Annotated in this window: 22 protein-coding genes and 1 pseudogene; 21 read left to right on the forward strand and 2 right to left on the reverse strand. The window is 61.5% G+C overall.

From position 1 onward, the window contains the following. The first annotated feature begins 6 nt into the window (after positions 1-6). From QRN38_RS14135 to QRN38_RS14205, 15 genes are read left to right on the forward strand one after another with little or no spacing between them, the layout of a single operon-like run. Complete coding sequence (locus QRN38_RS14135) at positions 7-1689, forward strand: acyl-CoA synthetase family protein (RefSeq protein WP_024667051.1); 1683 nt, start codon at positions 7-9, stop codon at positions 1687-1689. Next, positions 1682-2416, forward strand: a complete 735-nt coding sequence (locus tag QRN38_RS14140) for a glycosyltransferase family 2 protein (RefSeq protein WP_007245621.1) — start codon at positions 1682-1684, stop codon at positions 2414-2416. The genes QRN38_RS14135 and QRN38_RS14140 overlap by 8 nt, the downstream gene beginning before the upstream one ends. After that, positions 2413-3360 carry a lysophospholipid acyltransferase family protein gene (locus tag QRN38_RS14145; RefSeq protein ID WP_057418338.1) on the forward strand — a complete coding sequence of 316 codons (948 nt, stop codon included), beginning with the start codon at positions 2413-2415 and terminating at the stop codon, positions 3358-3360. Before QRN38_RS14140 ends, QRN38_RS14145 begins: the two co-directional genes overlap by 4 nt. After that, positions 3341-4888: an HAL/PAL/TAL family ammonia-lyase gene (locus QRN38_RS14150; RefSeq protein WP_057418337.1), complete on the forward strand. Its 1548-nt coding sequence runs from the start codon at positions 3341-3343 to the stop codon at positions 4886-4888. The genes QRN38_RS14145 and QRN38_RS14150 overlap by 20 nt, the downstream gene beginning before the upstream one ends. Next, on the forward strand, positions 4878-5303 hold the full coding sequence (locus tag QRN38_RS14155) for an acyl-CoA thioesterase (RefSeq protein WP_057418336.1): 426 nt from the start codon (positions 4878-4880) through the stop codon (positions 5301-5303). The genes QRN38_RS14150 and QRN38_RS14155 overlap by 11 nt, the downstream gene beginning before the upstream one ends. Further along, positions 5300-5914, forward strand: a complete 615-nt coding sequence (locus QRN38_RS14160) for an outer membrane lipoprotein carrier protein LolA (RefSeq protein ID WP_005765451.1) — start codon at positions 5300-5302, stop codon at positions 5912-5914. Before QRN38_RS14155 ends, QRN38_RS14160 begins: the two co-directional genes overlap by 4 nt. Then, positions 5898-8261: an MMPL family transporter gene (locus QRN38_RS14165; protein WP_057418335.1), complete on the forward strand. Its 2364-nt coding sequence runs from the start codon at positions 5898-5900 to the stop codon at positions 8259-8261. The genes QRN38_RS14160 and QRN38_RS14165 overlap by 17 nt, the downstream gene beginning before the upstream one ends. Then, the gene (locus QRN38_RS14170; RefSeq protein ID WP_010212054.1) at positions 8258-9430 is read left to right on the forward strand and encodes a membrane protein; all 1173 of its coding nucleotides are present in this window, start codon (positions 8258-8260) and stop codon (positions 9428-9430) included. The genes QRN38_RS14165 and QRN38_RS14170 overlap by 4 nt, the downstream gene beginning before the upstream one ends. After that, positions 9417-10664, forward strand: a complete 1248-nt coding sequence (locus tag QRN38_RS14175) for an NAD(P)/FAD-dependent oxidoreductase (protein ID WP_005765457.1) — start codon at positions 9417-9419, stop codon at positions 10662-10664. The genes QRN38_RS14170 and QRN38_RS14175 overlap by 14 nt, the downstream gene beginning before the upstream one ends. Beyond that, entirely contained in the window at positions 10661-11395 is a 735-nt protein-coding gene (locus QRN38_RS14180) for a class I SAM-dependent methyltransferase (protein WP_057418334.1), read from the forward strand. The genes QRN38_RS14175 and QRN38_RS14180 overlap by 4 nt, the downstream gene beginning before the upstream one ends. Then, positions 11392-11874, forward strand: coding sequence for a lipoprotein (locus QRN38_RS14185; protein ID WP_005765461.1), 483 nt, complete (start codon positions 11392-11394; stop codon positions 11872-11874). The genes QRN38_RS14180 and QRN38_RS14185 overlap by 4 nt, the downstream gene beginning before the upstream one ends. Further along, entirely contained in the window at positions 11871-13067 is a 1197-nt protein-coding gene (locus tag QRN38_RS14190; protein ID WP_057418333.1) for a beta-ketoacyl-[acyl-carrier-protein] synthase family protein, read from the forward strand. Before QRN38_RS14185 ends, QRN38_RS14190 begins: the two co-directional genes overlap by 4 nt. After that, a complete protein-coding gene (locus QRN38_RS14195; RefSeq protein ID WP_057418332.1) occupies positions 13064-13519 on the forward strand; it encodes a hotdog family protein in 456 nt (151 codons plus the stop codon). The genes QRN38_RS14190 and QRN38_RS14195 overlap by 4 nt, the downstream gene beginning before the upstream one ends. After that, a complete protein-coding gene (gene fabG, locus QRN38_RS14200) occupies positions 13516-14244 on the forward strand; it encodes a 3-oxoacyl-ACP reductase FabG (protein ID WP_005765466.1) in 729 nt (242 codons plus the stop codon). The genes QRN38_RS14195 and fabG overlap by 4 nt, the downstream gene beginning before the upstream one ends. Further along, positions 14244-15470 carry a beta-ketoacyl-ACP synthase gene (locus QRN38_RS14205; RefSeq protein ID WP_057418331.1) on the forward strand — a complete coding sequence of 409 codons (1227 nt, stop codon included), beginning with the start codon at positions 14244-14246 and terminating at the stop codon, positions 15468-15470. Before fabG ends, QRN38_RS14205 begins: the two co-directional genes overlap by 1 nt. Positions 15471-15507: 37 nt before the next feature. On the opposite strand, the gene QRN38_RS14210 is transcribed toward QRN38_RS14205, so the two are convergent. Beyond that, on the reverse strand, positions 15508-16401 hold the full coding sequence (locus tag QRN38_RS14210; RefSeq protein ID WP_005765469.1) for a LysR family transcriptional regulator: 894 nt from the start codon (positions 16399-16401) through the stop codon (positions 15508-15510). Positions 16402-16517: 116 nt separating this feature from the next. Between QRN38_RS14210 and QRN38_RS14215 the strand changes: the two genes are divergently transcribed. The 6 genes and pseudogenes from QRN38_RS14215 (at position 16518) to QRN38_RS14240 (ending at position 23635) form a co-directional block, all read left to right on the forward strand. After that, positions 16518-17774 carry an MFS transporter gene (locus QRN38_RS14215; RefSeq protein WP_011105319.1) on the forward strand — a complete coding sequence of 419 codons (1257 nt, stop codon included), beginning with the start codon at positions 16518-16520 and terminating at the stop codon, positions 17772-17774. 77 nt (positions 17775-17851) lie between these two features. Further along, positions 17852-19129, forward strand: a complete 1278-nt coding sequence (locus QRN38_RS14220; RefSeq protein WP_057418330.1) for an AAA family ATPase — start codon at positions 17852-17854, stop codon at positions 19127-19129. Beyond that, positions 19126-19594: pseudogene (locus tag QRN38_RS14225) on the forward strand (HNH endonuclease family protein). The gene QRN38_RS14220 and the pseudogene QRN38_RS14225 overlap by 4 nt, the downstream one beginning before the upstream one ends. Before the next feature lie 312 nt (positions 19595-19906). Further along, on the forward strand, positions 19907-21256 hold the full coding sequence (locus QRN38_RS14230) for a GntP family permease (protein ID WP_005739583.1): 1350 nt from the start codon (positions 19907-19909) through the stop codon (positions 21254-21256). Further along, positions 21257-22117 carry a MurR/RpiR family transcriptional regulator gene (locus QRN38_RS14235; protein ID WP_007245604.1) on the forward strand — a complete coding sequence of 287 codons (861 nt, stop codon included), beginning with the start codon at positions 21257-21259 and terminating at the stop codon, positions 22115-22117. Positions 22118-22120: 3 nt separating this feature from the next. Beyond that, positions 22121-23635, forward strand: a complete 1515-nt coding sequence (locus QRN38_RS14240) for an N-acyl-D-amino-acid deacylase family protein (protein WP_011105323.1) — start codon at positions 22121-22123, stop codon at positions 23633-23635. Between the two features lie 27 nt (positions 23636-23662). Here the strand turns inward: QRN38_RS14240 and hemE are convergent, their stop codons facing one another. Then, the gene (gene hemE / locus QRN38_RS14245; protein ID WP_005765484.1) at positions 23663-24727 is read right to left on the reverse strand and encodes a uroporphyrinogen decarboxylase; all 1065 of its coding nucleotides are present in this window, start codon (positions 24725-24727) and stop codon (positions 23663-23665) included. Positions 24728-24848 lie beyond the last annotated feature (121 nt).

A 24848-nucleotide genomic window follows, 5' to 3' on the forward strand; every position in this document is an offset into this window, starting at 1 on the left:
GATCGCATGAACTGGTTGAATCTGCAAGACCTGCTGCTCGACGCCCTGCCCGACCGGCTGCTGACCCAGACCCCTGCGCTGGATCACGCGCAATTTTGTGAGCAGTCGTTAAGCGTGGCGGCAGGGCTGCAAGCCCGTGGTATCAAAAACCTTGCGCTGCACCTTGAAGATGCCGCCGAGCTGGCAGTCGCGCTGTTCGGTGCCTGGCGCGCGGGCGTGCATGTGTTGTTGCCCGCCGATTTGCAGGGCCAGACCCGCGAGCGCTGGGCGAGCCAGGTCGATCTGTGGCTGACCGACCTGCCGGGCGACGCTCAACTGAGCGATTTACAGGCTGCGCCTCTCGCAGCGGCCACGCTGGACCTCGACCAGTGCCGGTTGAGCCTGTGCACCTCGGGTTCCAGCGGCGAACCCAAACTGATTGAAAAGCGTCTGCGCCAACTGGCCAACGAAGTCTGCGGGCTGGAGCAGCTGTGGGGCGCGCAGCTTGGCTCGGCGTGCATGATCGGCAGCGTCGCGACCCAGCACATTTATGGCTTGCTGTTCCGACTGCTATGGCCGCTGTGCGCGGCGCGCCCGTTCGTGCGTCGCCAGTTGCCATTTGCCGAAGACCTGCAACGGGCCAGCCGCCAATACCCGTCCTTTGCCTGGGTCGCCAGCCCGGCACTGCTCAAGCGCATGGGCGACAACCTCGACTGGAACAGCCTGAGCAGCGTGCGCCGGGTGTTTTCATCCGGTGGCGCCCTGCCTGGCGAGGCTGCGCAAAGCCTGCATCAGCGTCTGGGACAATGGCCAACGGAAATTCTCGGCAGCTCGGAAACCGGTGGTATCGCCTGGCGTCAGGGCGAACAGCGCTGGCAGGCTTTCGACGGCATCGAACTGAGTCAGGACAGCGAAGGTGCGTTGCGCATCCGTTCGCCTTACCTGCCATCCGGCCATGTCGAGCAAACCGCCGATGCCGTGCTGATTGGCGATGACGGGCGATTCGAGCTGCTGGGCAGGCTGGACCGTATCGTCAAACTGGAAGAAAAGCGCGTGTCATTGCCGCTGATCGAGCAAGCGCTTGCCAGCCATGGCTGGGTCAGCGAAGCGCGCCTGGGTGTGGTGCAGGAAAATCGTGCGTCACTCGGCGCTCTGCTGGTGCTGAGCGACAGCGGCTTGCTGGCCCTGCGTAATCAGGGCCGTCGCGCACTCACCGAAGCCTTACGCGAGCATCTGCGACCGCATTGCGAAACCATCGCCCTGCCGCGCCGCTGGCGTCTATTGCGGCAAATGCCCCTCAATACCCAGGGCAAACTGGCGCAGACGGACGTTCAGGCACTGCTCATGGCGCCACGCCCCAAACAGCCGGAAGTACTCGACCAACAAATGGTTGATGGCGAGTGGCACCTGAACCTGATGGTCCCGCCCGACCTGGCTTTTTTCAGCGGCCACTTCCCCAAGGCACCGGTCTTGCCCGGCGTGCTTCAGGTGCAATGGGCAATCAATTTGGGCCAACAATTGCTCGACCTGCCACCCGATTTTGCCGGCATGGAAGTGCTCAAATTTCAGCAATTGGTGCGCCCCGGTGACCGACTGAAACTGACCCTGCGCTTCGATGCTACACGCGCCAAGCTGCATTTCGCCTTTCACAACAGCGAAAACGCACCGTGCTCCAGCGGTCGGGTTGTGCTGGAAGGTGCGCATGCATAAGCCTTGCGTGATCATTCCGGTGTTCGACCACGAGCTGGCCGTGCCCGACGTCGTCAAGGCCGTGCGCGCCGCCGGGCTGCCCTGCGTGTTGGTGGACGACGCCAGCAGCCCGGCCTGCGCCGCCGTGCTGCGACAGCTCGCCCAAGGCGACGAAATCTATCTGGTGTGCCTGCCGGTCAACCAAGGCAAGGGCGGCGCGGTCATGGCCGGGTTCAGGGAGGCAGCGCGGCTGGGGTTCAGTCATGCCTTGCAGGTCGATGCCGACGGCCAGCATGACCTGAGCGATATTCCGGTGTTTCTGGAGCAGTCGCGTCAGTACCCCGAAGCGCTGATCTGCGGCTATCCGCAGTACGACGAAAGCGTGCCGAAAGGCCGCCTGTACGCCCGCTATCTCACTCACGTGTGGGTATGGATCAACACCCTGTCATTGCAGATTCGCGACTCGATGTGCGGCTTTCGCCTGTACCCGCTGGCGCCGGTGCTCGTGCTGATCGACGCGGTGCGGATCGGCAAGCGCATGGATTTTGATTCGGAGATCCTCGTGCGCCTGGCGTGGCGCGGTCAGGCGATGCGCTGGCTGCCGACCCGCGTTCATTATCCACAGGACGGCCTGTCGCATTTCCGCCTGTTTCACGACAACGCGCTGATCTCGACCATGCACGCCAAACTGTTCTTTGGCATGCTGATGCGCCTGCCGCTGATCCTCTGGCGACGGTGGCGCTCATGAGCATCGACAAATCGCCCAGGGAGCATTGGGCCAGCCACCAGGAGCGCGGCAGCTTCATGCTCATGAAGCTCACTGCCTGGGGCATGCGCGTGCTCGGCCGTCGCCTGCTCACCCCTGTGCTGTATGGCATCGTGCTGTATTTCTTTGTGTTCGGCCGTCGTGCCCGGCACAGCATTTGGGAATACCAGCAGCGCCTGGCGGACTGGAGCGCCCGGCCTGAGCTGCGCCCAAGCCAACGGCGGGTGTTCGGCCAGTTCATGGCATTTGCCGAGGCGCTGCTCGACAAACTCGACGTGTGGAACGGCAGGCTGGGCATCGAGCAGATCGAGATCATCGACCCGGCATTGCTGCGCCAGAGCCTGCGTGGCGCACGCGGGCAGATGCTGGTGGGCGCGCACTTGGGCAACCTTGAGGTGTGCCGCGCGCTGGCCGAACTCGGCGAGAAGATCACCATGAACGTGCTGGTACACACCAAGCATGCCGAACGCTTCAATCGCCTGCTCGGTGAAGCCGGGGCAACCAACCTGCGGCTGATTCAGGTCAGCGAGCTGGACCCGGCGATCATGCTGCAACTGAGTCAGCGTCTGGACGAAGGCGAGTGGCTGGCCATTGCTGGCGACCGCGTTGCGCTGCATGGCGGGCGCAACGTGCGGGTCGACTTTCTCGGCCAGCCCGCGACGTTCCCGCAAGGCCCGTGGCTGCTGGCCGGTCTGCTCAAGTGCCCGGTCAATCTGTTTTTCTGCCTCAAGGGCCCGAAGGGCTATCGGGTGATTCTCGAACCGTTCGCCGACGCCATCGAATGGCGTCGCAGCGACCGCACTCAGGTGATCGCCCACTGGGCCACGCGCTATGCCGAGCGCCTGGGTCATTACTGCCTTGAAGCGCCACAGCAGTGGTTCAATTTCTACCCATTCTGGAAGTCCGATGACGAATCAAGTTCCTGACCCGATCATGTTCGGCGAACGCGCCCTGTGTATCGAAGACGTGCTGGCCCTGGCCAATCGTCAGGCACCGAGCGCGCTGCAAGGCGACGATGAATTTCGCGCACGCATCGCCAGGGGCGCGCAGTTTCTCGATTCGTTGCTGAGCAAGGAAGGCGTGATCTACGGCGTCACCACCGGTTACGGGGATTCCTGCGTGGTGGCGGTGCCGCTGGAGCATGTCGAGGCGCTACCGCGTTATCTGTACACGTTTCACGGTTGCGGGCTGGGCAAACTGCTCGACGCCCAGGCCACCCGCGCAGTGTTGGCGGCGCGCTTGCAGTCGTTGTGTCAGGGCGTTTCCGGGGTGCGGGTCGAACTGCTCGAGCGTTTGCAGGCATTTATCCATCAGGACGTGCTGCCGTTGATCCCGGAAGAAGGCTCGGTGGGTGCCAGCGGTGATCTGACGCCACTGTCGTACGTGGCCGCGACCCTGTCCGGTGAGCGCGAGGTGATGTTCCGTGGCGAGCGCCGTTTGGCCAGCGATGTGCATCGCGAACTGGGCTGGACGCCGCTGGTGCTGCGCCCCAAGGAAGCACTGGCGCTGATGAACGGCACCGCTGTCATGACCGGCATCGCCTGCCTGGCCTTCGCCCGCGCCGATTACCTGCTGCAACTGGCCACCCGCATCACCGCGATGAATGTGGTGGCGCTGCAAGGCAATCCGGAGCACTTCGACGAGCGCCTGTTCGCCGCCAAGCCGCACCCGGGCCAGATGCAAGTGGCGGCGTGGCTGCGTCAGGACCTGGCCATCGACGCGCCAACCGCTCCGCTGCACCGTTTGCAGGATCGCTATTCGCTGCGTTGCGCACCGCATGTGCTGGGCGTGCTGGCCGACAGCCTGAACTGGCTGCGTTCGTTCATCGAGATCGAGCTGAACAGCGCCAATGACAACCCTATTATCGATGCCGAAGCCGAGCGCGTGTTGCACGGCGGGCATTTTTACGGCGGGCATATCGCCTTTGCAATGGACAGCCTGAAAACCCTGGTGGCCAACGTCGCGGACTTGCTCGACCGGCAACTGGCGCTGTTGGTGGACGAGCGCTACAACCACGGCTTGCCGAGCAACCTGTCGGGTGCCAGCGCCGAGCGGGCGATGCTCAATCATGGCTTCAAGGCAGTGCAGATCGGCACCAGCGCGTGGACCGCCGAAGCGCTGAAAAACACCATGCCGGCCAGTGTGTTCTCACGTTCCACCGAATGCCACAATCAGGACAAGGTAAGCATGGGCACAATCGCTGCGCGTGACGCCATTCGTGTGCTGGAGCTGACCGAACAGGTCGCCGCGGCCACGCTGATCGCCGCCAATCAGGGTGTCTGGCTGCGCAGCAAGGGCGCCGATGCGCGCCCGCTGCCACCGGCGCTGGCCAGCATGCACGCAGAACTGGGCGAAGACTTTGCTCCGGTCATCGAAGACCGTGCACTGGAAAGCGAACTGCGTCTGTGCCTGAAACACATCGCCAACCGCCGCTGGAGGTTGCATGCGCAGTAAGGGTTTTCTGCACCTGAACACTGAAATCGTGGTGCCGTTTTTCGACGTCGACATGATGAACATCGTCTGGCACGGGCATTACGTCAAATACCTGGAAGTGGCGCGTTGCGCGCTGCTCGACCACATTGGCCATAACTACATGCAAATGCTCGAATCCGGTTATGGTTGGCCGGTGATCGACCTGCAATTGCGCTATGTGCGCAGTGCCGTGTTCGGCCAGAAGCTTAACGTGCGCGCCAGTCTGGTGGAGTGGGAGAACCGCTTGAAAATCAACTATCTGATCACCGACGCCGACACCGGCGAGCGCCTGACCCGTGCCAGCACCGTGCAGGTCGCAGTTGACCGCGACAGCCACGAAATGCAGCTGGCCTCGCCCCAGGTCTTTATCGATGCCGTAAAGAGAGCGTTGCCATGAACCGTCTGTGCCGAGCCTTGATGCTGCTGGGTTTGCTGTGCCTGTCTTCACTGGCGCAGGCTTTCGATCTGCAACAACTGAGCGACCAACTGGCCAAACCTGCGGTGGTGCAAGGCCGTTTCATTCAGGAAAAACACCTGCGCGCCCTGCCGCAGCCGCTGCTGAGCAAAGGCCGCTTCGTGCTCGCCAAGGATTTCGGGCTGCTCTGGCTGCTGGAAACACCGCTGAAACAGGATTACCGCATCAACGCCACCGGCATTGCCCGTCGCGAAACCGTCGGCGATGTCAGTACCTGGAAACCGGTGCCAAACAAAAATGCCGGCGCCGAGCAGAACCGCTTGTTTCTGGCCGTGCTGCAAGGCGACAGCAGCGGCCTGCAACGGGATTTCGACTTGCAGCTCAAGGGCGAAGCGAACGCCTGGCACCTCACGCTGACACCGCGCTCGCTGTTGCTGCAACAGGTGTTCAGGCAGATCAACATCGATGGCGGCGAGCTGGTCCAGCGCATTGAACTGCTGGAAACCCAGGGCGACAGCACGGTCCTGAAAATGATCGACAGCAACAGCGCCCCTACCCTGACCGATGCGCAGCGTAATGACTTCAACAACTGAGCGGCTGCTGCCGAGGCTGTTCCTGCTGATTCTGGCGGGCGTACTGGCGCTGGCCGGCTGGCAGTGGCACGACCGCTCGCCGTTGTCGGCCAACCTCATGGAGCTGGTGCCGGGCACTGACAATGACGCGCTGGTAACGAGTGCCGAAAAGCGCATGCAGGCGCCGCTTAATCGCGAAATGCTGGTGCTGGTCGGTCACGCTGATCGCCAGCAAGCCGTCGAGCTGGCGCGCACGCTGGCCGAGCAATGGCAGGCCAGTGGCCCGTTCGAAAAGGTCCAGTGGTCGCTGCAGGCCGATCTGCCCGCGCTGCGCACCCAGTTGCTGCAAGGCCGAATCGCGATGTTGCCAGCTGTGGACCGCACGCTGCTGATCGACGACCCGAAGGCCTTCATCGAGCAGCGCGTGCAAACCCTGTTCGACCCGTTTGCCGGTTTCAGCCTGGTGCCGGGCCAGGATGACTGGCTGGGCCTGACCGGACGTATTCAGAACGGGCTGCCGAAACAGGGCTCGGTCGAGGCGGACCTGGCCAGCGGCGCGCTGATTGCGACCGCCGAAGGCAAAAGCTGGGTGCTGCTGCGCTCGCGAACCCGCAGCGATGCGTTCGACATGCGCTTGCCCGGTCAGGTCGCCGACCTGCTGGCAAAAGCGCGGGGGCAGGCCGCTCAGGCGGGTGGTCAGTTGCTGGCAGCCAGCGGCCTGTTGTACGCCGCAGACGGCCAGAAACAGGCCAGTCGCGAGATCACCTGGGTGGGCGGTGGCGCAACGGTTGGCATTCTATTGCTGCTGTTGCTGGCCTTCCGGCGCTGGAGTGTATTGCTGGCCTTTGTCCCGGTGGTGGTCGGCATGCTGTTTGGTGCGGTGGCCTGCGTGGCGCTGTTTGCCAGCATGCACGTCATGACGCTGGTGCTGGGTTCCAGCCTGATCGGCGTGGCGGTGGATTACCCGCTGCATTACCTGTCGAAAAGCTGGAGCATGAAGCCCTGGCGCAGCTGGCCCGCCCTGCGCCTGACCCTGCCGGGGCTGAGCCTGAGCCTGATCACCAGTTGCATTGGCTATCTCGCCCTGGCCTGGACGCCGTTCCCGGCACTGACGCAAATTGCCGTGTTCTCGGCAGCGGGGCTGATCGGTGCGTACCTGACAGCCGTCTGCCTGTTGCCTGCATTGCTCGCCAGGGTAGAAATTCGTCCCGCGCAATGGCCGCTGAAACTGGCGCAACAGATGCTCGATTGCCGCGCCGCATTGTTGCAGCGCATCAACACGCCGATCCTGCTCGCGCTGCTGCTGGCCTTCTGTGGCGGCGGGCTCTGGCACCTGACCACCAAGAACGATATTCGCCAATGGGTCTCGGCACCTCAGGCGCTGACCGACGAAGCACAAGCCATCGCGCGAATTACCGGCTATCAGCCCACCAGCCAGTTTTTTCTGGTGCGCGGCAAAGACCAACAGCAGTTGCTCGACCGCCAGTCGGCGCTGACCCAGCGTCTCGATCAATTGGTCAGCATGGACAAGCTGCAAGGCTACATGGCGATCAATCAGCTGCTCGATTCGCCAGCCGAACAACAGGCGACCCGTGATGCACTGGGCAAATTGGCGCAATACTGGACACCACTGGTGCAGCTCGGCGTTCCGGCCAGCGCCTTGAAAACCGAACTCGCTCAATTGCAGGCACTGCCGACGCAAGACATTGATCAGGCGCTTCAAGGCCCGCTCAGCGAACCGTGGCGCACGCTCTGGCTGGGCGCCAGCGAAGATGCCGAAGGCGACGCTCAGGTAGCCAGCATCGTCAGCCTGCGCGGCCTGAACAGCATGGCGTTGCTGCGTGTGCAAGCCATCGGCCTGGAAGGTGTGCAACTGGTGGACCGCCTGGGTGAACTCAACGATGTGTTCGCCCACACACAAATCAGCGCAGCCGAATTGAAGCTAGCCTCGTGCGTGCTGATCGTTCTGCTGCTGATCGCACCGTTCGGCTTCAACGGCGCGTTACGCGTCGTCGCCCTGCCCTTGCTCGCCGCCTTGTGCAGCCTTGCCAGCCTGGGTTGGCTCGGCCAGCCACTGACCCTGTTCAGCCTGTTCGGCCTGCTGCTGGTCACGGCGATCAGTGTCGATTACGCGATTCTGATGCGCGAGCAGATCGGCGGTGCGGCGGTCAGCCTGCTGGGCACCCTGCTGGCGGCGGTCACCACTTGGCTATCGTTCGGGTTGCTGGCCATTTCCGGCACGCCAGCGATCAGCAATTTCGGCCTGTCGGTCAGCCTGGGGCTGGCCTTCAGTTTTCTGCTGGCACCGTGGGCAAGCCCGCGAAAAACTGCTCGCACGCAGGTCAACTCCGGGGAGCCGCACGCATGATGGTGGTGGCGTTCTGGCTGATGGCGCTGGCCTTGTTCGCGCTGGCCACTTGGGCAGGTCGGCAATTGGGCCTGATCCCTATCGTCAGCCAACTGCTGCTGGCAACCTTCGGTTTGCCGCTGCTGATGCTGTTCTGGATAGAACCCCACTGGCAACTCAGCGGCGCGCAACTGGTGTCTCCCGTCTGGCTGAAAAGCCTGTACGGCCTGGCGTTTGCCATCGTGCTGGGGCAGATTCTCAGCGATGTGATCGACCTGAGACTTGACCGCCAAAGCCTGAAAATCGCCGTGCCGAGCTTTCTGGTGCCATTTCTGAGCGGGCTGGCCTGTGCCGCATGGCTGCTGCCGGAGCAAGCGTGGATCAGTTCGCTGGCCATCGGGCTAGTGTTCGCCATCACCGCGATCCCGGTGCTTTACCTGTATCTGCAGCACATCGATTACCCGCCTGCCGCCACTCGCCGCCTCGTGCAGACCGCGATTCTTATCGACCTGACCTGCTGGAGCCTGTTCGCCATCGCTCAGGGCAGCCTGCACCTGAGCAGCCTGTTGTTACCCTTGCTGGGTGCCTGCGTGCCGCTGCTGTTCAGCTTGCTGCGTTTGCGCCAGCCGCTGCTTTACAGCCTGACGTTTTTCATTCTGCTGATGGTCGCTGAGCATTACCGGCTCAACGCGCTGATTTTCGGTATTGGGTATCTGCTGTGCATGGCGCGCCTCGGCCAGGCCTGGGTGCCGCCGCTGAGCGCCGCACAGCGGGGCTTTGTGCAAAACCGCCTGGCCATCCCGCTGCTGCTGACCTTCGGCATCGTGCAGATCAACGTACACAGCGCCCTCGGCGAACTCAGCGCACTGCAACTGGCCGTGCTGATCGTGCTGCCGATTGTCAGCAAGCTGCTCGGCAACTGGATTGGCCTACGCTGGGCCCCGCCGTCGTTCGCCGGGGCCAGCCGCTGGCGTGAAAGCGTGCTGCTGAATATTCGTGGCTTGAGCGAAATCGTTTTCCTCAATCTGCTGCTGCAACAGCAACTCATCAGCCCGGCGCTGTATTTCGCCCTGATGCTGATGGGCCTGCTCGCGACGCTGTTGCCGGCACTCACCGGCATGGGTCGCGTTACCGTGCAGCCCTCCCTTGCAACCGCCAAACCGGAAAGGAATACCTGTGCCCATCACTGATAGGGAAATTCGTCAGGTCGTCGTCATCGGTGCCGGCCCTGCCGGGTCAATCGCTGCTGCCTTGCTCAAACGCCAGGGCCACGACGTGCTGATCATCGAGCGCCAACTGTTCCCGCGCTTCTCGATCGGCGAAAGCCTGCTCTGCCACTGCCTGGACTTCGTCGAAGAAGCGGGGATGCTCGATGCGGTGAACGCCGCCGGCTTTCAGCGCAAGAACGGTGCAGCGTTTGCACGCGGCGAGCAGTACAGCGATTTCGACTTTGGCGACACGTTCAGCAACGGCAAAACCACCACGTTTCAGGTGCAGCGCAGCGAGTTCGACAAACTGCTGGCCGATCAGGCCGAGTTGCAGGGCGTGGATATCCGCTATCAGCAGGAAATCATCAGTGCCGACTTCGACGGCCCGCAGCCGGTTTTGCAGGTAAGGCGCGAAGACGGCAGCGAATACAGCGTGCATGCGACCTTTGTGCTGGACGCCAGCGGTTACGGCCGCGTGCTGCCGCGCTTGCTGGACCTGGAAGCGCCCTCAGGCTTTCCGCTGCGTCAGGCGGTGTTTACGCACATCGAAGACCGCATCGAAAGCCCGCCTTTCGACCGCCAGAAGATCCTCGTCAGCATCCATCCGCAGCACAGCGACGTATGGTTCTGGTCGATCCCGTTCAGCGAGGGCCGCTGCTCAGTGGGCGTCGTGGCCTCGGCCGAGCGCTTCAAAGGCAAGCCCGACGATCTGGACGCCTGCCTGCGCGCCTTTATCGATGAAACGCCGCAGTTGGCCAGCGTGCTGAAAAATGCAGTCTGGGACACGCCTGCGCGGACCATCGGTGGCTACTCGGCGAACGTCAAAACCCTGCACGGCAAGGGCTTTGCGCTGCTGGGTAATGCGGCGGAGTTTCTCGACCCGGTATTCTCCTCGGGCGTGACCATCGCCATGCGCTCGGCGAGCATGGCCGCCGGCGTGCTGAACCGACAGTTGCAGGGCGAAAACGTGGACTGGGAAACCGAGTTCGCCATCCCCTTGAAACGCGGCGTCGATACCTTTCGGGCCTACGTCGAAGGCTGGTACAACGGCACGTTCCAGAGCGTGATTTTCTACCCCGAAAGCACCCCGGATATTCGCCGTATGATCAGTGCGATTCTGGCCGGTTATGCCTGGGACGAGCGCAACCCGTTCGTCAGCGAGCCAAAACGCCGCCTGCGCATGCTGTCGGAAATCTGTGCGGACGGCGGCTCATGAGTCGTCCGTTTATGAGTGACAGCTACGTCGAGGAAACCCGCTTTGGTCTGTGGTTTCTGCGCAGCCACATCTGGCAATACCGGGTGTTGCGCGTTGCTATAAACGATTTACGCAGCCTGTTCGCCAGCCCGCCACCGACGGCACCCGTGCTGCTGGATGCAGGTTGCGGGCAGGGCAAGTCGTTCCAGCACCTGAGCAAGGTTTTTTCCCCGTCGAAACTGATCGGCGTCGATGCAGACCCGGACAGCCTTGAAATGAGTCGCCTCGAAGCGCAGGCCCGCGGCATCGATGTCGAGTTGATCGGCAGCGATTGCGCAGCCCTGCACCTGCCGGACGCCAGCGTCGATGTGCTGTTCTGTCACCAGACCTTTCATCATCTGGTCGAGCAGCAACAGGCGCTCGCCGAGTTCTACCGGGTGCTCAAACCGGGCGGCTATCTGCTGTTTGCCGAGTCCACCGAGGCCTACATCGACACGTGGGTAATCCGCTGGCTGTTCCGCCACCCGATGCACGTACAGAAGAGCGCCGCCGACTATCTGCAGATGATCCGCGAGCAAGGTTTCGAGTTCGATGCCGGCAATGTTTCCTACCCTTATCTGTGGTGGAGCCGCGCCAGAGACTTCGGCCTGCTCGAAGCCTTGAAGCTGCAAAAGCCCAAGCCATTCGGCCAGCGCGAAGAAACCCTGGTCAATGTCGTGGCCCGCAAGCCGCTGCGAGGTGACGCCTCATGATTCGCCTATTGTTCGTGGTTTTTCTGCTGCTCGGCGGCTGCGCTGCGCAGGCACCGCTGCCGACCACTGCACCGACCCTGAACTTGCCGATGCAACTGCACATCGAACGTCGGCAAACCGATCAGCGTCAGGACTGGATGCTGGTCATTCAGCGAGAAAACGCCGGGCTGCGCTGGTCGATGATGGACCCGCTGGGCATTCCTCAGGCCCGCCAGTTGCTGATCAACGGGCAATGGCAAGCCGACGGCCTGCTGCCGCCCAACCCTGAAGCCCGCGAGCTGTTTGCGGCGCTGATGTTCGCCATGACTCCGGACATGGAAATGCATGGCCGCTATCCCAGCGCTTACCGCCAGGGTATGCAACGCCGCCTGGATGATCGCTGGCTGGTTGAGTATCAATCGGCGAACGCCTTCACCATTCGTCTCAAGGACGGGCTGAGCTACCAGGTCACACCGCTGAACGACGAGCGCGCGCAATGACCGCCTACCTCAATGCGCTGGGCGTGATCTGCGCGCTGGGTGACAGCCGCGAAGAAGTCGCGCGCAGGCTGTTCGCAGGCGACAGCTCGGGCATGGTGGTCGAAAGCGGCTGGGTGCCGGAGCGGGCATTGCCGGTGGGCGCGGTCAAGGGTGCACTGCCCGCCATGCCGCCTGCCATGCGTTCGCAGCACAGCCGCAATAATCAATTGCTGCTGGCCGCGGCCCTACAAATCAAAGACGAGATTGGTCAGGCTATCGAGCAATACGGTGCCGGGCGCATTGGCGTGATCATCGGCACCAGTACGTCGGGCATCGATGAAGCGAGCAGCAGCATGGCCAGTTGGCTACGCGACCAGACCTTCCCCGCCGATTACGACTATCGGCAGCAGGAACTCGGTGCACCCGCTAACTTTCTGGCCACCTGGCTGCAATTGAGCGGTCCGGCCTATGTGATTTCAACCGCCTGCACCTCCAGCGCGCGGGCGCTGCTCAGTGCGCGCCGGGCGCTGGACATGGGCCTGTGCGATGCGGTGCTGTGCGGCGGCGTCGACAGCCTGTGCAAACTGACCCTGAACGGTTTCTCGGCACTTGAAGCCATGTCGCCACAGCTGTGCAACCCGTTTTCCCTCAATCGCAACGGGATCAACATTGGCGAGGCGGCGGCGCTGTTTCTCATGACCCGCGAGGCTGGCAGCACGCACTCGATTGCGCTGCTGGGCGCAGGTGCCAATTGCGACGCTCACCATATCTCCGCCCCTGAACCCAGCGGGCGCGGTGCGCGGGATGCCATGCTGCAAGCCTTGAGCAACGCCCGACTTGAGGCTGCGCAGATCAGCTACCTGAACCTGCACGGCACCGCGACGCAACTCAACGATGCCATGGAAAGCCTGGCGGTACAGGCGGTGTTCCCGGAGGGCGTGCCCTGCTCCTCGACCAAATCACTCAGCGGCCACACGCTGGGCGCGGCAGGGGCGCTGGAAATCGCCTTTTGCTGGCTGAGTCTGGTGCCGCAAAACACTGAACACGCCCTGCCCCCGCAGGTGTGGGATGGCGCCGCCGACCCGCTGTTACCCGCGCTGCACTGGACCGTGCCGGGCGCACGCCTGGCCGCTGCCGACACGCGCTACATGATGAGCAATTCCTTTGCTTTCGGTGGCAACAACATCAGCCTGATTATCGGAGATGCCCCATGATCGAGTGGCAGCTCGCCGAACTCATCCCCCATGCTGGCGACATGATCCTCATCGATCAGGTGCTGAATTTCGACGAAGAGCAGATCAACACCCGCCTGACCGTGCGCGCCGATGGTCTGTTCAACCAGCCGGACGGCAGCCTGCCCGCCTGGCTCGGCATCGAGCTGATGGCGCAAAGCGTGGCGGCCTACGCAGGCTGTCAGGCGCGCAGCAAGGGCGAAGCGGTCAAGCTGGGCTTTTTGCTCGGCAGCCGCAAGTTCGACTGCAACGTGGCGCGCTTCCCGGCTGGCAGCGAACTGCACATTCATGCCATCCGCTCCCTGCAGGACGACAGCGGTATGGGTGTGTTCGAATGCACCCTCACCGGCCCGGACATCACAGCGTTTGCCCGCCTCAATGTATATTGCCCACCCAACACTGCTGACTACCTGGCTGAAGGAGCCCCGGCATGACTGAATCGATACTGGTCACCGGCTCCAGCCGTGGCATCGGCCGCGCCATTGCCTTGCGTCTGGCCCGCGCTGGCTACGACCTGGTCCTGCACTGCCGCACCGGTCGCAGCGAAGCAGAAGCGGTGCAAGCCGAAATCATCGCGCTGGGCCGTCAGGCGCGGGTGCTGCAATTCGACGTCTCGGACCGCGTCGCCTGCAAGGCGATTCTGGAAGATGACGTAGAAACCCACGGCGCGTATTACGGCGTGGTGCTCAATGCCGGCCTGACCCGCGACGGCGCATTTCCGGCACTGAGCGACGACGACTGGGATCAGGTGCTGCGCACCAACCTTGATGGCTTCTACAACGTGCTGCACCCGCTGACCATGCCGATGATCCGTCGTCGCGCGGCGGGGCGTATCGTCTGTATCACTTCGGTTTCAGGCCTGATCGGCAACCGCGGCCAGGTGAACTACAGCGCGTCCAAAGCGGGCCTGATCGGTGCAGCCAAAGCGCTGGCCATCGAACTGGGCAAACGCAAGATCACCGTCAATTGCGTAGCGCCAGGGCTGATCGACACCGCGATGCTCGACGAGAACGTTCCCGTAGATGAACTGATGAAAATGATCCCGGCGCAGCGCATGGGCACTCCCGAAGAAGTTGCAGGCGCAGTGAATTTCCTGATGTCGGCGGAAGCCAGCTACATCACCCGTCAGGTGCTGGCCGTCAATGGAGGGTTGTGCTGATGAAGCGTGTGGTGGTTACCGGCATGTCCGGCATTACCTCGGTGGGCAGCGACTGGGCCACCATCAATGCGAGCTTCACGGCAAACCGTAGTGGTATTCGGCGGATGGACGAGTGGGACCGTTTCATCGAGCTGAACACCCGGCTTGCGGGGCCCATCGATGATTTCGCCGTGCCCGCGCACTGGACGCGCAAGCAATTGCGCAGCATGGGCCGTGTATCGCGGCTGGCGGTCGGGGCTGGAGAACAGGCGCTGATCGACGCCGGGCTGCTGAATGATCCGATCATTCGTGACGGCCGCATGGGCACTGCCTGCGGCTCGTCCACCGGCAGTACCGACGAGATCAAGGCGTTCGGCAACATGCTGATCAACTCGGTGGCGCTGAACCTCAACGCCAACTCGTACGTGCGGATGATGCCGCACACGACGGCGGCTAACCTCAGTATCTTCTTCGGCCTGACCGGACGCTTGATCCCGACGTCCAGCGCTTGCACCAGTGGCAGTCAGGGTATCGGATACGCCTACGAGGCGATCAAGTTCGGGCGTCTGCCGCTGATGCTCGCGGGCGGCGCCGAAGAACTGTGCCCGACCGAAGCGATGGTCTTTGATGCTCTGTATGCAACCAGCCTGAAAAACGACTCACCGCACACCACGCCACGGCCCTACGACAGCGGACGCGACGGGCTGGTGATCGGCGAAGGCGGCGGCATGCTGGTGCTCGAAGAACTTGAACACGCCCAGGCGCGTGGCGCGCACATCTATGCCGAGATCGTCGGCTTTGGCAGCAACGCCGACGGCGCGCACAGCACTCGCCCGGAACAGGCCACCATGCGCCGCGCGATGGAACTGGCGCTGGAAGACGCCGGTTTGCCTCCCGAAGCCATCGGCTACGTCAACGGCCACGGCACGGCTACGGAACAAGGCGACATCGCCGAAACCCTCGCCACCAGCAGCCTGTTCGGCCCACGCATGCCGCTCAGCTCACAAAAAAGTTTTCTTGGTCACACATTGGGTGCCTGCGGCGCACTGGAGTCGTGGTTCAGCATCGAAATGCTCAACAGTGATCGCTACATCCACACGCTGAACCTGGTCGATGTAGACCCACACTGCGGCGAACTGGACTACATCCTCGGCGAACCCCGGCAGATGAGCAATGAATACGTGATGAACAACAACTTTGCCTTTGGCGGGGTGAATACCTCCCTGATCTTCAAGCGTTGGGGTTAAGACCTCAATCTCCGGGGCGTGAGGCACGATAACCGCACTACCGTGCGACGCTCCGCGTCAAGAGTTCGGTAAACGCCTTGGCCATAGGTGACTGTTCGTCCTTGCGCTGCACCAGCCACACCGCGCTGGTCGCGCCGGGGTCGAGGACGTTGCGGTAGACCACGCTGTCAATGCGCATTCGGCGGTAGGACGCAGGCAACACCGTCACGCCCAAGCCGGCTGCGACCAGGCCGATGATGGTCATCACTTCCCCTGCTTCCTGAGTGATCAACGGGCTGAACCCTGCGGCGCGGGCCAGGCTCAGGACCTGTGCGTAGATGCCACTGCCATAGGTGCGTGGAAAGAACACAAAGGGCTCGGCGGCCAGCGCTGCCATGTAGATTCCGTCCTCGGTGCTGGCCGCCAGCGGATGGTCGGCACGCATGATGGCTACCAGCGGTTCGTTCAGCAATTCAAACACCACCAGTGAATCAGGCAACGCCAGCGGGCGCATGATGCCGACCTGTATGGTCTTGTCTTCAAGCCCTGCGGCCACTTCCTGGCTGGTGATTTCGGTCAGGGTCAGGTGCACGTCGGGGTAGGCCTGGCGGAACGCAAAGATCGCCTGCGGAATGCTGGAAGTGAACGGCGCAGACGATGTAAAGCCGATCTTCAGCTCACCGATTTCACCCAGTTGCGCGCGTCGGGCGACATCAGTGGCTTTATCAACCTGGGCCAACACCAGACGCGCCTCATCAAGAAACAGCCGCCCGGATTCGCTCAACTCAACGCGCCGGTTGGTGCGCTCGAACAGACGCGTACCCAGTTCCTGCTCCAGCGCCTGAATCTGCTGGCTGAGTGGCGGCTGAGAAATGCCCAGCGCCAGTGCTGCACGGCCGAAATGCAGCTCTTCGGCAACTGCGATGAAGTAACGCAGATGGCGCAATTCCATGCGGCCTCCATTAAGACGTTTTACCTATCAAACAGGTCGAACAATATATTGGATGGAATGATTGACGGGCTATATGATTTTTTCAATGCCAGCCCAACCGTGCTCCGAGGTCTCCCTTGAATCCTGCCGTCGCCCCGCCCACCACCGACCTGAATACGTCCGCTAAACCGTCTGGCGACAGCTACATCGAAAAGAACACGCCGCTGTTCAAACGCACCGCGTTGGCGCTGTTCGCGGGTGGGTTCTCGACGTTCACACTGCTGTATTGCGTCCAGCCGATGATGCCGACGCTGTCCACCGAGTTCTCCCTCTCGGCCGCCCAGAGCAGCCTGATTCTGTCAGTTGCCACAGCGATGCTCGCCATCGGCCTGCTAATCACCGGGCCGATATCCGACCGGCTCGGGCGCAAGTCGGTGATGGTCATGGCGCTGTTCTGCGCGTCGCTGTTCACCATCGCCAGCGCGTTGATGCCCAGTTGGGAAGGCGTGCTCATCACACGGGCACTGGTGGGCCTGTCGCTGAGCGGGCTGGCGGCAGTGGCGATGACCTACCTGAGCGAGGAAATACACCCCACTCATCTGGGTCTGGCGATGGGGCTGTATATCGGTGGCAGCGCGGTCGGCGGAATGAGCGGGCGGCTGATTGTCGGGGTCATGATCGATTATGTGAGCTGGCACGCAGCAATGCTGGTGGTCGGCGGGCTGGCGCTGATCGCCGCTGTGGTGTTCTGGAAAATCCTCCCGGAGTCACGCAACTTCCGCCCCCGCTCGCTGCACCCGCGCAGCCTGCTGGACGGCTTTGTGGTGCAGTTCAAAGACGCAGGGTTACCGCTGTTGTTTCTGATTGGCTTTCTGCTGATGGGCGCCTTCGTCACACTGTTCAATTACATCGCCTACCGCTTGTTGAGCGAGCCCTACAACCTCAGCCAGGCCGTGGTCGGCGTGTTTTCCGTGGTGTACCTGTCGGGCATCTACAGTTCGGCGAAGATCGGCTCGCTGGCCGACCGGCTGGGTCGTCGGAAAGTGCTCTGGGCCGTGATCGTGATGATGCTGGCGGGCTTGATCATGACGCTGTTCACACCACTGGCCTTGGTTATCCCCGGTGTATTGATCTTCACCTTCGGCTTCTTCGGCGCGCATTCAGTGGCCAGCAGCTGGGTAGGCCGCAGGGCCACAACGGCAAGAGGTCAGGCTGCGTCGCTGTACCTGTTCTGCTATTACGCAGGCTCAAGCGTAGCCGGAACCGGCGGTGGCGTGTTCTGGCATTACGCGGGCTGGAACGGCATCGGGCTGTTTATCGGGGCACTGTTACTGATGGCGCTGGGCGTGGCGTTGAGGTTGGCGAGGTTGCAGCCGTTGGGGGCGAGGGTTTAGTCACACATCGGGCGATGGCGCATCGGGTGAGCCAAGGTACACTGGCGCATCCGCCCGCTCTGGTAAAGGAAACCGACATGCGCCTCGACCACCTCCACCTGCAGAATTTTCGTTGTTACGAAGATGCTCATTTTGACTTCCAGCCGGGTTTCAATCTGGTGGTGGGGGTTAATGGGAGTGGGAAGACGTCGCTGCTGTTGGGGGTGGCTTGTTGTTTCAGAAACTTTCTGCAAACGATGGAGACAAGTTACTCACCAAATCATTCTCTTATCACGGAGACTGACGCCAGATTCACTATTGTGAAATTTGAGGACAGACTTCGTTTTGAGCGCAACTTCCCTATTAAAATTTCGGCCAACGGTGATGCATTTGACTTCCCTGAATGGGACGTATCATTCGAGCGTAACAGCCCCATACCTAGCTACAGCGTGCCTATAAGCCTAAAACTTCAGGAGAAGCTACGCATACTGGATGCGACTCTCCCGACTGATTTACCGGTGTTCGCTTTCTATAAAGCCAATCGACGCTGGCTAGCATCTCCTGTGACCCCCGAGCAGGCAGCGCAAAGCAAACCATCAAGACTGAACGCCTACACCGGCTGGTTTGACGCAGCCTCTAATTTAGAGAGTTTTGAAAACTGGCTCATAGGCAAAACGCTGGAGCGCTTACAAAGGATGTCACGGGCCCGCCATAACGGGGGTTTCGACGATGAGCTGACCTGGATAAATTCAGCAATCCAGTGTGCATTACCCGATTCCAAGGGGATAGAGTACGACATGGAGCTTCGAGGCTTGGTTGTCGATCTAGGAGAGAAATTAATCCCCTTCAACGACCTGAGTGACGGACAACGCGGAATGGTCGCGCTCTTTGCCGATATAGCCCGACGTATCTGCCTGCTCAACCCGCACATGGGAAAGGATGTCCTGAGCAAAACAAACGGGATCATCGTCATCGACGAACTCGATATCCATCTTCACCCCGGCTGGCAACGCACTATTGCTCCAGCACTGAAAAAAGCATTCCCCAACGTCCAGTTCATCGCCGCCAGCCACTCGCCTCAAGTGATTGGCAGCCTGCAACCGGGCGAGGTCATCCTGCTGAAGAATGGCGACAGCTCTCACCCGCGAGCAACCTATGGCCTGGACTCCAGCACCATTTTGGAAGAAGTCATGGGCGTACCGCAGCGCGAACCCGAAATTGAAGTGCTGCTTGATGAGCTGTTCAGCACGCTGGAAAACAATGAACTTGAAAAAGCCAGGCTGCAGCTTGATGCACTAAAGAAAAAAGCCCCCGATCTACCCGAGTTCGCAGGTGCCGAAGCACTGCTCAAGCGCAAGGAGCTTATTGGACGATGAGACGCATCATCAAGGGAACTGAGCCTGCGTCATTTACCGAATGGAAAGCCAGCGCAAATGAAGACTGGATGCCCACTTATCCAACCTTACAGAACCCACAAAAACGCGAATTGCATAACAGCCTGCTACAAGAGCAACTGGTTCGATGAAACGCTGCACATTTCTCCACTGGCAGACGATTGCGAACAGCGATTTCGCTATCTGCTGACAGGAAAAATTCAAAACACTGAATCCGCAGACCTTGCCGCCGCCACGATGATCGAGAAACTCGCACTCGATATCGCCTACCTGACGAGAAGACGTCAGGAAGCGATCACAGGCATTTTTGATGACCAGTTCATATTGAGCGCCAGTGAGGCGGAGTTGACGCATCTGGTGCAGAGTTTGCGCTCAGGAGATGCCGGCAAGCAGGTCGCCTTTGGCCACGTCGTTGCACGCTATGCGGAGCAGTTGCTGGCGTCCTGACATCCGCTCCTGAAAAGCAGGGCCGGGGAGACGTGACAGACGCACATTCCTGACCCCACCCTGCACAGCACAGCACAGCACAGCACAAAAAGAAATTTATTTTCATATATTTGTTTATATCTGGTTTTCGTGTAATTTATTTTCATCACGAAAACAGAGATAAAAACAATGAATGCCTGTGATCGCCCTGAAACCTCCCTGCACTCTCTCATTGCCTCACCCCTGCCGAGTACTCCCGGGTTGCCTCCCAGCTGACGGCCAGAGCCGTTGCTGTTGCGCCCTCGCCTGTCGCCTCTGCAAGGAACCGTCGCTATGTCGCCGTCACCCGGTATTTCGCTGTTGGTCTACGCCGCTGTCGCAATCATTGCCTTGATCGTGCTGATCGCGCGGTATCGGCTCAATCCGTTTATTGTCATTACGCTTGTTTCGGTCGGGCTGGCGCTGGTTGCAGGGATGCCGGCCAGTGGCGTGGTTGCCTCTTATGAGGCCGGGGTTGGCAAAACGCTGGGGCATATCGCGCTGGTTGTGGCGCTGGGCACCATGCTTGGCAAGATGATGGCCGAGTCCGGCGGGGCCGAGCAGGTGGCGCGCACGCTGATTGACCGCTTTGGTGAGCGTAATGCGCACTGGGCCATGGTCTGTATTGCGTTCCTGGTCGGCTTGCCGCTGTTTTTTGAAGTGGGTTTTGTGCTGCTGGTGCCGATTGCGTTTACCGTAGCGCGTCGTGTCGGGGTGTCGATTCTGATGGTCGGCCTGCCGATGGTGGCCGGTCTGTCGGTGGTACACGCGCTGGTGCCGCCGCACCCTGCGGCGATGCTGGCCGTTCAGGCTTATCAGGCGTCGGTGGGGCAGACCCTGTTTTACGCCATTCTGATCGGCATACCCACAGCAATCATTGCCGGGCCCGTGTATGCCAAATTTATCGTGCCGCGCATCCATTTGCCGGCTGAAAACCCGCTGGCGAAGCAGTTTCTCGACCGGGAACCCCGCGCAAAGCTGCCCAGCTTCGGCCTGACCATGGCCACCATCCTGTTGCCGGTGGTGCTGATGTTGTTGGGCGGCTGGGCCAACCTGATCAGCACGCCGGGCAGCGCGTTCAATGGCTTTCTGTTGTTCATCGGCAACTCGGTGATCGCTCTGCTGCTGGCCACTTTGCTGAGCTTCTGGACGCTGGGCATCGCTCAGGGATTCAATCGCGACTCGATTCTGAAATTCACCAATGAGTGCCTGGCACCTACCGCCAGTATCACCTTACTGGTCGGTGCCGGTGGCGGTTTGAACCGTATTCTGGTCGACAGCGGCGTGACCAACCAGATCGTCGGTCTGGCGCAGGACTTTCATCTGTCGCCCTTGCTGATGGGCTGGCTGTTCGCAGCACTGATGCGTGTGGCGACGGGCTCGGCGACGGTGGCGATGACCACCGCATCGGGGATCGTTGCGCCTGTGGCAATGGGCCTGGGTTACCCCCATCCCGAGTTGCTGGTGCTGGCGACGGGCGCAGGCTCGGTGATCTTTTCCCACGTCAACGACGGCGGTTTCTGGCTTATCAAGGAATACTTCAACATGACCGTAGCGCAAACATTCAAGACCTGGACGGTACTGGAGACGCTGATTTCCGTTGTCGCCTTTGCCTTGACGCTTGGCCTGGCGCAGGTGCTCTGAGTGGACATTCTGTATCAGATACGTGCCCGCCAGGCTTCATTCAGCGCGGGCGAAGGCCGGATCGCCAAACTGTTGCTCAGCGATATTGCCTTTGCCGCGAGCGCCAGCCTGGACGAGCTGGCCAGCCGCGCCGAGGTCAGCAGTGCCACGCTGTCGCGCTTCGCCCGCAACATCGGCTGCCGTGATCTGCGCGACTTGCGTCTGCAACTGGCTCAGGCCAGCGCGGTGGGCAGTCGTTTTCTCAACCCGGAACAGGCTCCGGAGCAGTCGGCGTTCTTCACCCGGATTGTCGGCGACATCGAAGCCACGTTGCGTCAGCACCTTGCAGGATTTGATGCATCGCGCTTTGCGGCAGCCGTGGCCTGTGTCGCCGACGCGAGCATGATTCATACATTCGGCATGGGCGGTTGCTCCAGTCTGTGCAGCGAGGAGCTGCAAACCCGCCTGGTGCGCCTCGGCTACCCGGTCGCCGCCTGCCGCGACCCGGTGATGATGCGCATGATTGCCGCCACGCTCGGCCCGCAACACAGCCTGATTGTCTGTTCGCTCAGCGGGCGCACGCCAGAACTGCTCGATGCGGTGACGCTGGCGCGCAGCTATGGCACTCGCGTACTGGCCATCACCTTGCCTGACTCACCGTTGGCGCAACGGGCTGAGGTGGTACTGCCGCTGCAAATTGCTGAAACCAATTTCATCTATAAACCCACGGCAGCGCGTTACGGCATGTTGCTGACCATCGATGTGCTGGCCACTGAACTGGCATTGCAGAGCCCTGAAGACAATCAGGAGCGGCTGCGCCGAATCAAGCTTGCGCTGGATGAATACCGCGGCGGCGAAGACGGCCTGCCGCTGGGAGACTGAACCATGCTCTACGACTTGATCATTCGCGATGCGCTGGTCATTGATGGCAGCGATACGCCCGGAGTGCGCGCCGACGTGGCGATCAGCGACGGACGCATTCAGCGCATCGGCAGCCTGACCGAGGCCCGAGCGCGGGATGAGGTCAATGCAGCGGGACGCGTGCTGGCTCCAGGGTTTATCGACGTTCACACCCACGACGACACGGTGGTCATTCGCAAACCCGAGATGCTGCCCAAAATCAGCCAGGGCGTGACGACGGTGATCGTCGGCAACTGCGGGATCAGCGCGTCGCCGGTCTCGCTGCGCGGTAATCCGCCCGACCCGATGAACCTGCTCGGCGACGCAGCGGCGTTTGTCTATCCACGTTTCGCCGACTACCGTGCGGCGGTGGACAACGCCCGGCCCGCGGTGAACGTGGCCGCCCTGATTGGCCACACGGCATTGCGCAGCAACCACATGGATGACTTGTTGCGCAGCGCCAGCCCGGCGGAAATTGCCGCCATGCGCGAGCAGTTGCGCGACAGCCTCGAAGCCGGCGCGCTGGGTTTGTCGACCGGCCTTGCCTACGCCTCGGCCTTCTCGGCCGAAACCGGCGAAGTCAAACAACTGGCCGAAGAGCTGACGGCGTTCGGCGCGGTCTACACCACTCACTTGCGCAGCGAATTCGAGCCGGTGCTGGAGGCGATGGCGGAGGCATTCGACATCGGTCGCCATGCACGCTCGCCAGTGATCATTTCCCACCTGAAATGCGCGGGCGCAGGTAACTGGGGCCGTAGCCCGCAACTGCTGGCAGCACTGGAGAGCGCAGCGCAGGGCCATCCGGTCGGCTGCGATTGTTACCCCTATGCAGCCAGTTCTTCGACGCTGGACCTTAAACAGGTCACTGACGCGTTCCGTATCACTATCACCTGGTCAACGCCGCACCCGGATCAGGGCGGCCGGGACCTGCAGGATATTGCCGCTGGCTGGGGGCTGTCATTACAAGACACCGCCCGCAAGTTGCAGCCTGCAGGCGCAGTGTATTACGGCATGGATGAAGGCGATGTCGAACGCATCATGTCCCACCCGCTGTCGATGATCGGTTCCGATGGCCTTCCGGAAGACCCGTTCCCCCATCCGCGCTTGTGGGGCGCTTTCCCACGGGTGCTCGGCCACTTCAGCCGCGACAAAAAACTGTTTGCCTTGCACACCGCCGTCCACAAAATGACCGGGCTTTCGGCAGCGCGCTTTGCCCTGCACGAGCGCGGCCTGATCCGCGAGGGCTACTGGGCGGATCTGGTGTTGTTCAACCCGCACACCGTGCGCGACATAGCAGACTTCAAAGATCCTCAGCGAGCAGCAGAAGGCATTGATGGCGTCTGGGTAAACGGCCAACTGAGCTATGCCGAGGGCAAACCGCAGGGCGAGCGTCAGGGCAGATTTCTGCCTCGCAGCGGGTCAATGGTGGAGGGCTTTTCGGGTGCAAAAACGCCGACGCAGGCGTCGGCGATCAAGCGTGAAAGGAACGATGCGTCTTGATCTCTCAACACATCGTTAGCCTGGCAGTTACTGGTGATACTGCGCCGACAACTCGTGTACTGCGTTGATGAACGCACCGGCATTGGCCGGGTCGACTTCGGGGGTGATGCCGTGGCCGAGGTTGAAGACGTGGCCGGTGCCGCTGCCGTAGCTGGCGAGGATGCGCGCGACTTCCTGGCGGATGGCTTCCGGGCGAGCGTAGAGCACGGTCGGGTCCATGTTGCCTTGTAGCGAAACCTTGTTGCCGACACGCTGACGCGCTTCGCCGATGTCGCAGGTCCAGTCCAGGCCGAGGGTGTCGGCACCGATCTCAGCGATGCTTTCCAGCCACAGTCCGCCGCCTTTGGTGAAGACGATGACCGGCACTTTGCGCCCGTCGTTCTCACGAATCAGGCCGTTGACGATCTTGCGCATGTACGCCAGCGAGAATTCCTGATAAGCCGCCGAAGAAAGGCTGCCGCCCCAACTGTCGAAGATCTGCACCGCTTGGGCACCGGCCAGAATCTGGCCGTTCAGGTACGAGGTCACCGACTGCGCCAGCTTGTCGAGCAGCAGGTGCATGGCTTGCGGGTTGTCGTAGAGCATGGCCTTGGATTTGCGGAAGTCCTTGGACGAGCCGCCTTCGACCATATAGGTCGCCAGGGTCCACGGGCTGCCGGCAAAACCGATCAGTGGCACACGACCGTTGAGTTCGCGGCGGATGGTGCTGACCGCGTCCATCACATAACCCAGGTCTTGCTGTGCATCCGGGATCGGCAGCGCTTCGATGTCCGCCAGTGTGCTGACGGTTTTCTTGAAACGCGGGCCTTCGCCGGTCTCGAAGTACAGGCCCAGGCCCATCGCATCGGGAATGGTCAGGATGTCGGAAAACAGAATCGCGGCATCCAGCGGATAACGATCCAGCGGTTGCAGCGTGACTTCACAGGCGAACTGCGGGTTCTTGCACAGGCTCATGAAATCCCCGGCGCTTGCCCGGCTGGCGCGGTATTCCGGCAGGTAGCGGCCGGCCTGACGCATCATCCACACCGGCGTGACGTCTACGGGTTGCTTGAGCAAAGCACGAAGGAAACGGTCGTTCTTCAGGGCAGTCATGTCGGCATCCGCTATAAAAGTGCGCGCATTTTCTCAGAGCGCGACGCAAAAGGCACGGCAAGCGCCGTGCCTTTTGTCTATCGAGGCGATTTGTTATACAAAACGTTGCGCCTTCGGAACC

The sequence above is a fragment of the Pseudomonas sp. CFBP2511 genome (assembly GCF_030209255.1).
GTDB lineage: Bacteria > Pseudomonadota > Gammaproteobacteria > Pseudomonadales > Pseudomonadaceae > Aquipseudomonas > Aquipseudomonas avellanae.

What these genes read in the sequence shown, in the direction of transcription:
- QRN38_RS14135 (WP_024667051.1), top strand. Translation starts at nt 7, where the DNA reads ATGAACTGGTTGAATCTGCAAGACCTGCTGCTCGACGCCCTGCCCGAC.
- QRN38_RS14140 (WP_007245621.1), top strand. Translation starts at nt 1,682, where the DNA reads ATGCATAAGCCTTGCGTGATCATTCCGGTGTTCGACCACGAGCTGGCC.
- QRN38_RS14145 (WP_057418338.1), top strand. Translation starts at nt 2,413, where the DNA reads ATGAGCATCGACAAATCGCCCAGGGAGCATTGGGCCAGCCACCAGGAG.
- QRN38_RS14150 (WP_057418337.1), top strand. Translation starts at nt 3,341, where the DNA reads ATGACGAATCAAGTTCCTGACCCGATCATGTTCGGCGAACGCGCCCTG.
- QRN38_RS14155 (WP_057418336.1), top strand. Translation starts at nt 4,878, where the DNA reads ATGCGCAGTAAGGGTTTTCTGCACCTGAACACTGAAATCGTGGTGCCG.
- QRN38_RS14160 (WP_005765451.1), top strand. Translation starts at nt 5,300, where the DNA reads ATGAACCGTCTGTGCCGAGCCTTGATGCTGCTGGGTTTGCTGTGCCTG.
- QRN38_RS14165 (WP_057418335.1), top strand. Translation starts at nt 5,898, where the DNA reads ATGACTTCAACAACTGAGCGGCTGCTGCCGAGGCTGTTCCTGCTGATT.
- QRN38_RS14170 (WP_010212054.1), top strand. Translation starts at nt 8,258, where the DNA reads ATGATGGTGGTGGCGTTCTGGCTGATGGCGCTGGCCTTGTTCGCGCTG.
- QRN38_RS14180 (WP_057418334.1), top strand. Translation starts at nt 10,661, where the DNA reads ATGAGTCGTCCGTTTATGAGTGACAGCTACGTCGAGGAAACCCGCTTT.
- QRN38_RS14185 (WP_005765461.1), top strand. Translation starts at nt 11,392, where the DNA reads ATGATTCGCCTATTGTTCGTGGTTTTTCTGCTGCTCGGCGGCTGCGCT.
- QRN38_RS14190 (WP_057418333.1), top strand. Translation starts at nt 11,871, where the DNA reads ATGACCGCCTACCTCAATGCGCTGGGCGTGATCTGCGCGCTGGGTGAC.
- QRN38_RS14195 (WP_057418332.1), top strand. Translation starts at nt 13,064, where the DNA reads ATGATCGAGTGGCAGCTCGCCGAACTCATCCCCCATGCTGGCGACATG.
- fabG (WP_005765466.1), top strand. Translation starts at nt 13,516, where the DNA reads ATGACTGAATCGATACTGGTCACCGGCTCCAGCCGTGGCATCGGCCGC.
- QRN38_RS14205 (WP_057418331.1), top strand. Translation starts at nt 14,244, where the DNA reads ATGAAGCGTGTGGTGGTTACCGGCATGTCCGGCATTACCTCGGTGGGC.
- QRN38_RS14210 (WP_005765469.1), bottom strand. Translation starts at nt 16,401, where the DNA reads ATGGAATTGCGCCATCTGCGTTACTTCATCGCAGTTGCCGAAGAGCTG.
- QRN38_RS14220 (WP_057418330.1), top strand. Translation starts at nt 17,852, where the DNA reads ATGCGCCTCGACCACCTCCACCTGCAGAATTTTCGTTGTTACGAAGAT.
- QRN38_RS14230 (WP_005739583.1), top strand. Translation starts at nt 19,907, where the DNA reads ATGTCGCCGTCACCCGGTATTTCGCTGTTGGTCTACGCCGCTGTCGCA.
- QRN38_RS14240 (WP_011105323.1), top strand. Translation starts at nt 22,121, where the DNA reads ATGCTCTACGACTTGATCATTCGCGATGCGCTGGTCATTGATGGCAGC.
- hemE (WP_005765484.1), bottom strand. Translation starts at nt 24,727, where the DNA reads ATGACTGCCCTGAAGAACGACCGTTTCCTTCGTGCTTTGCTCAAGCAA.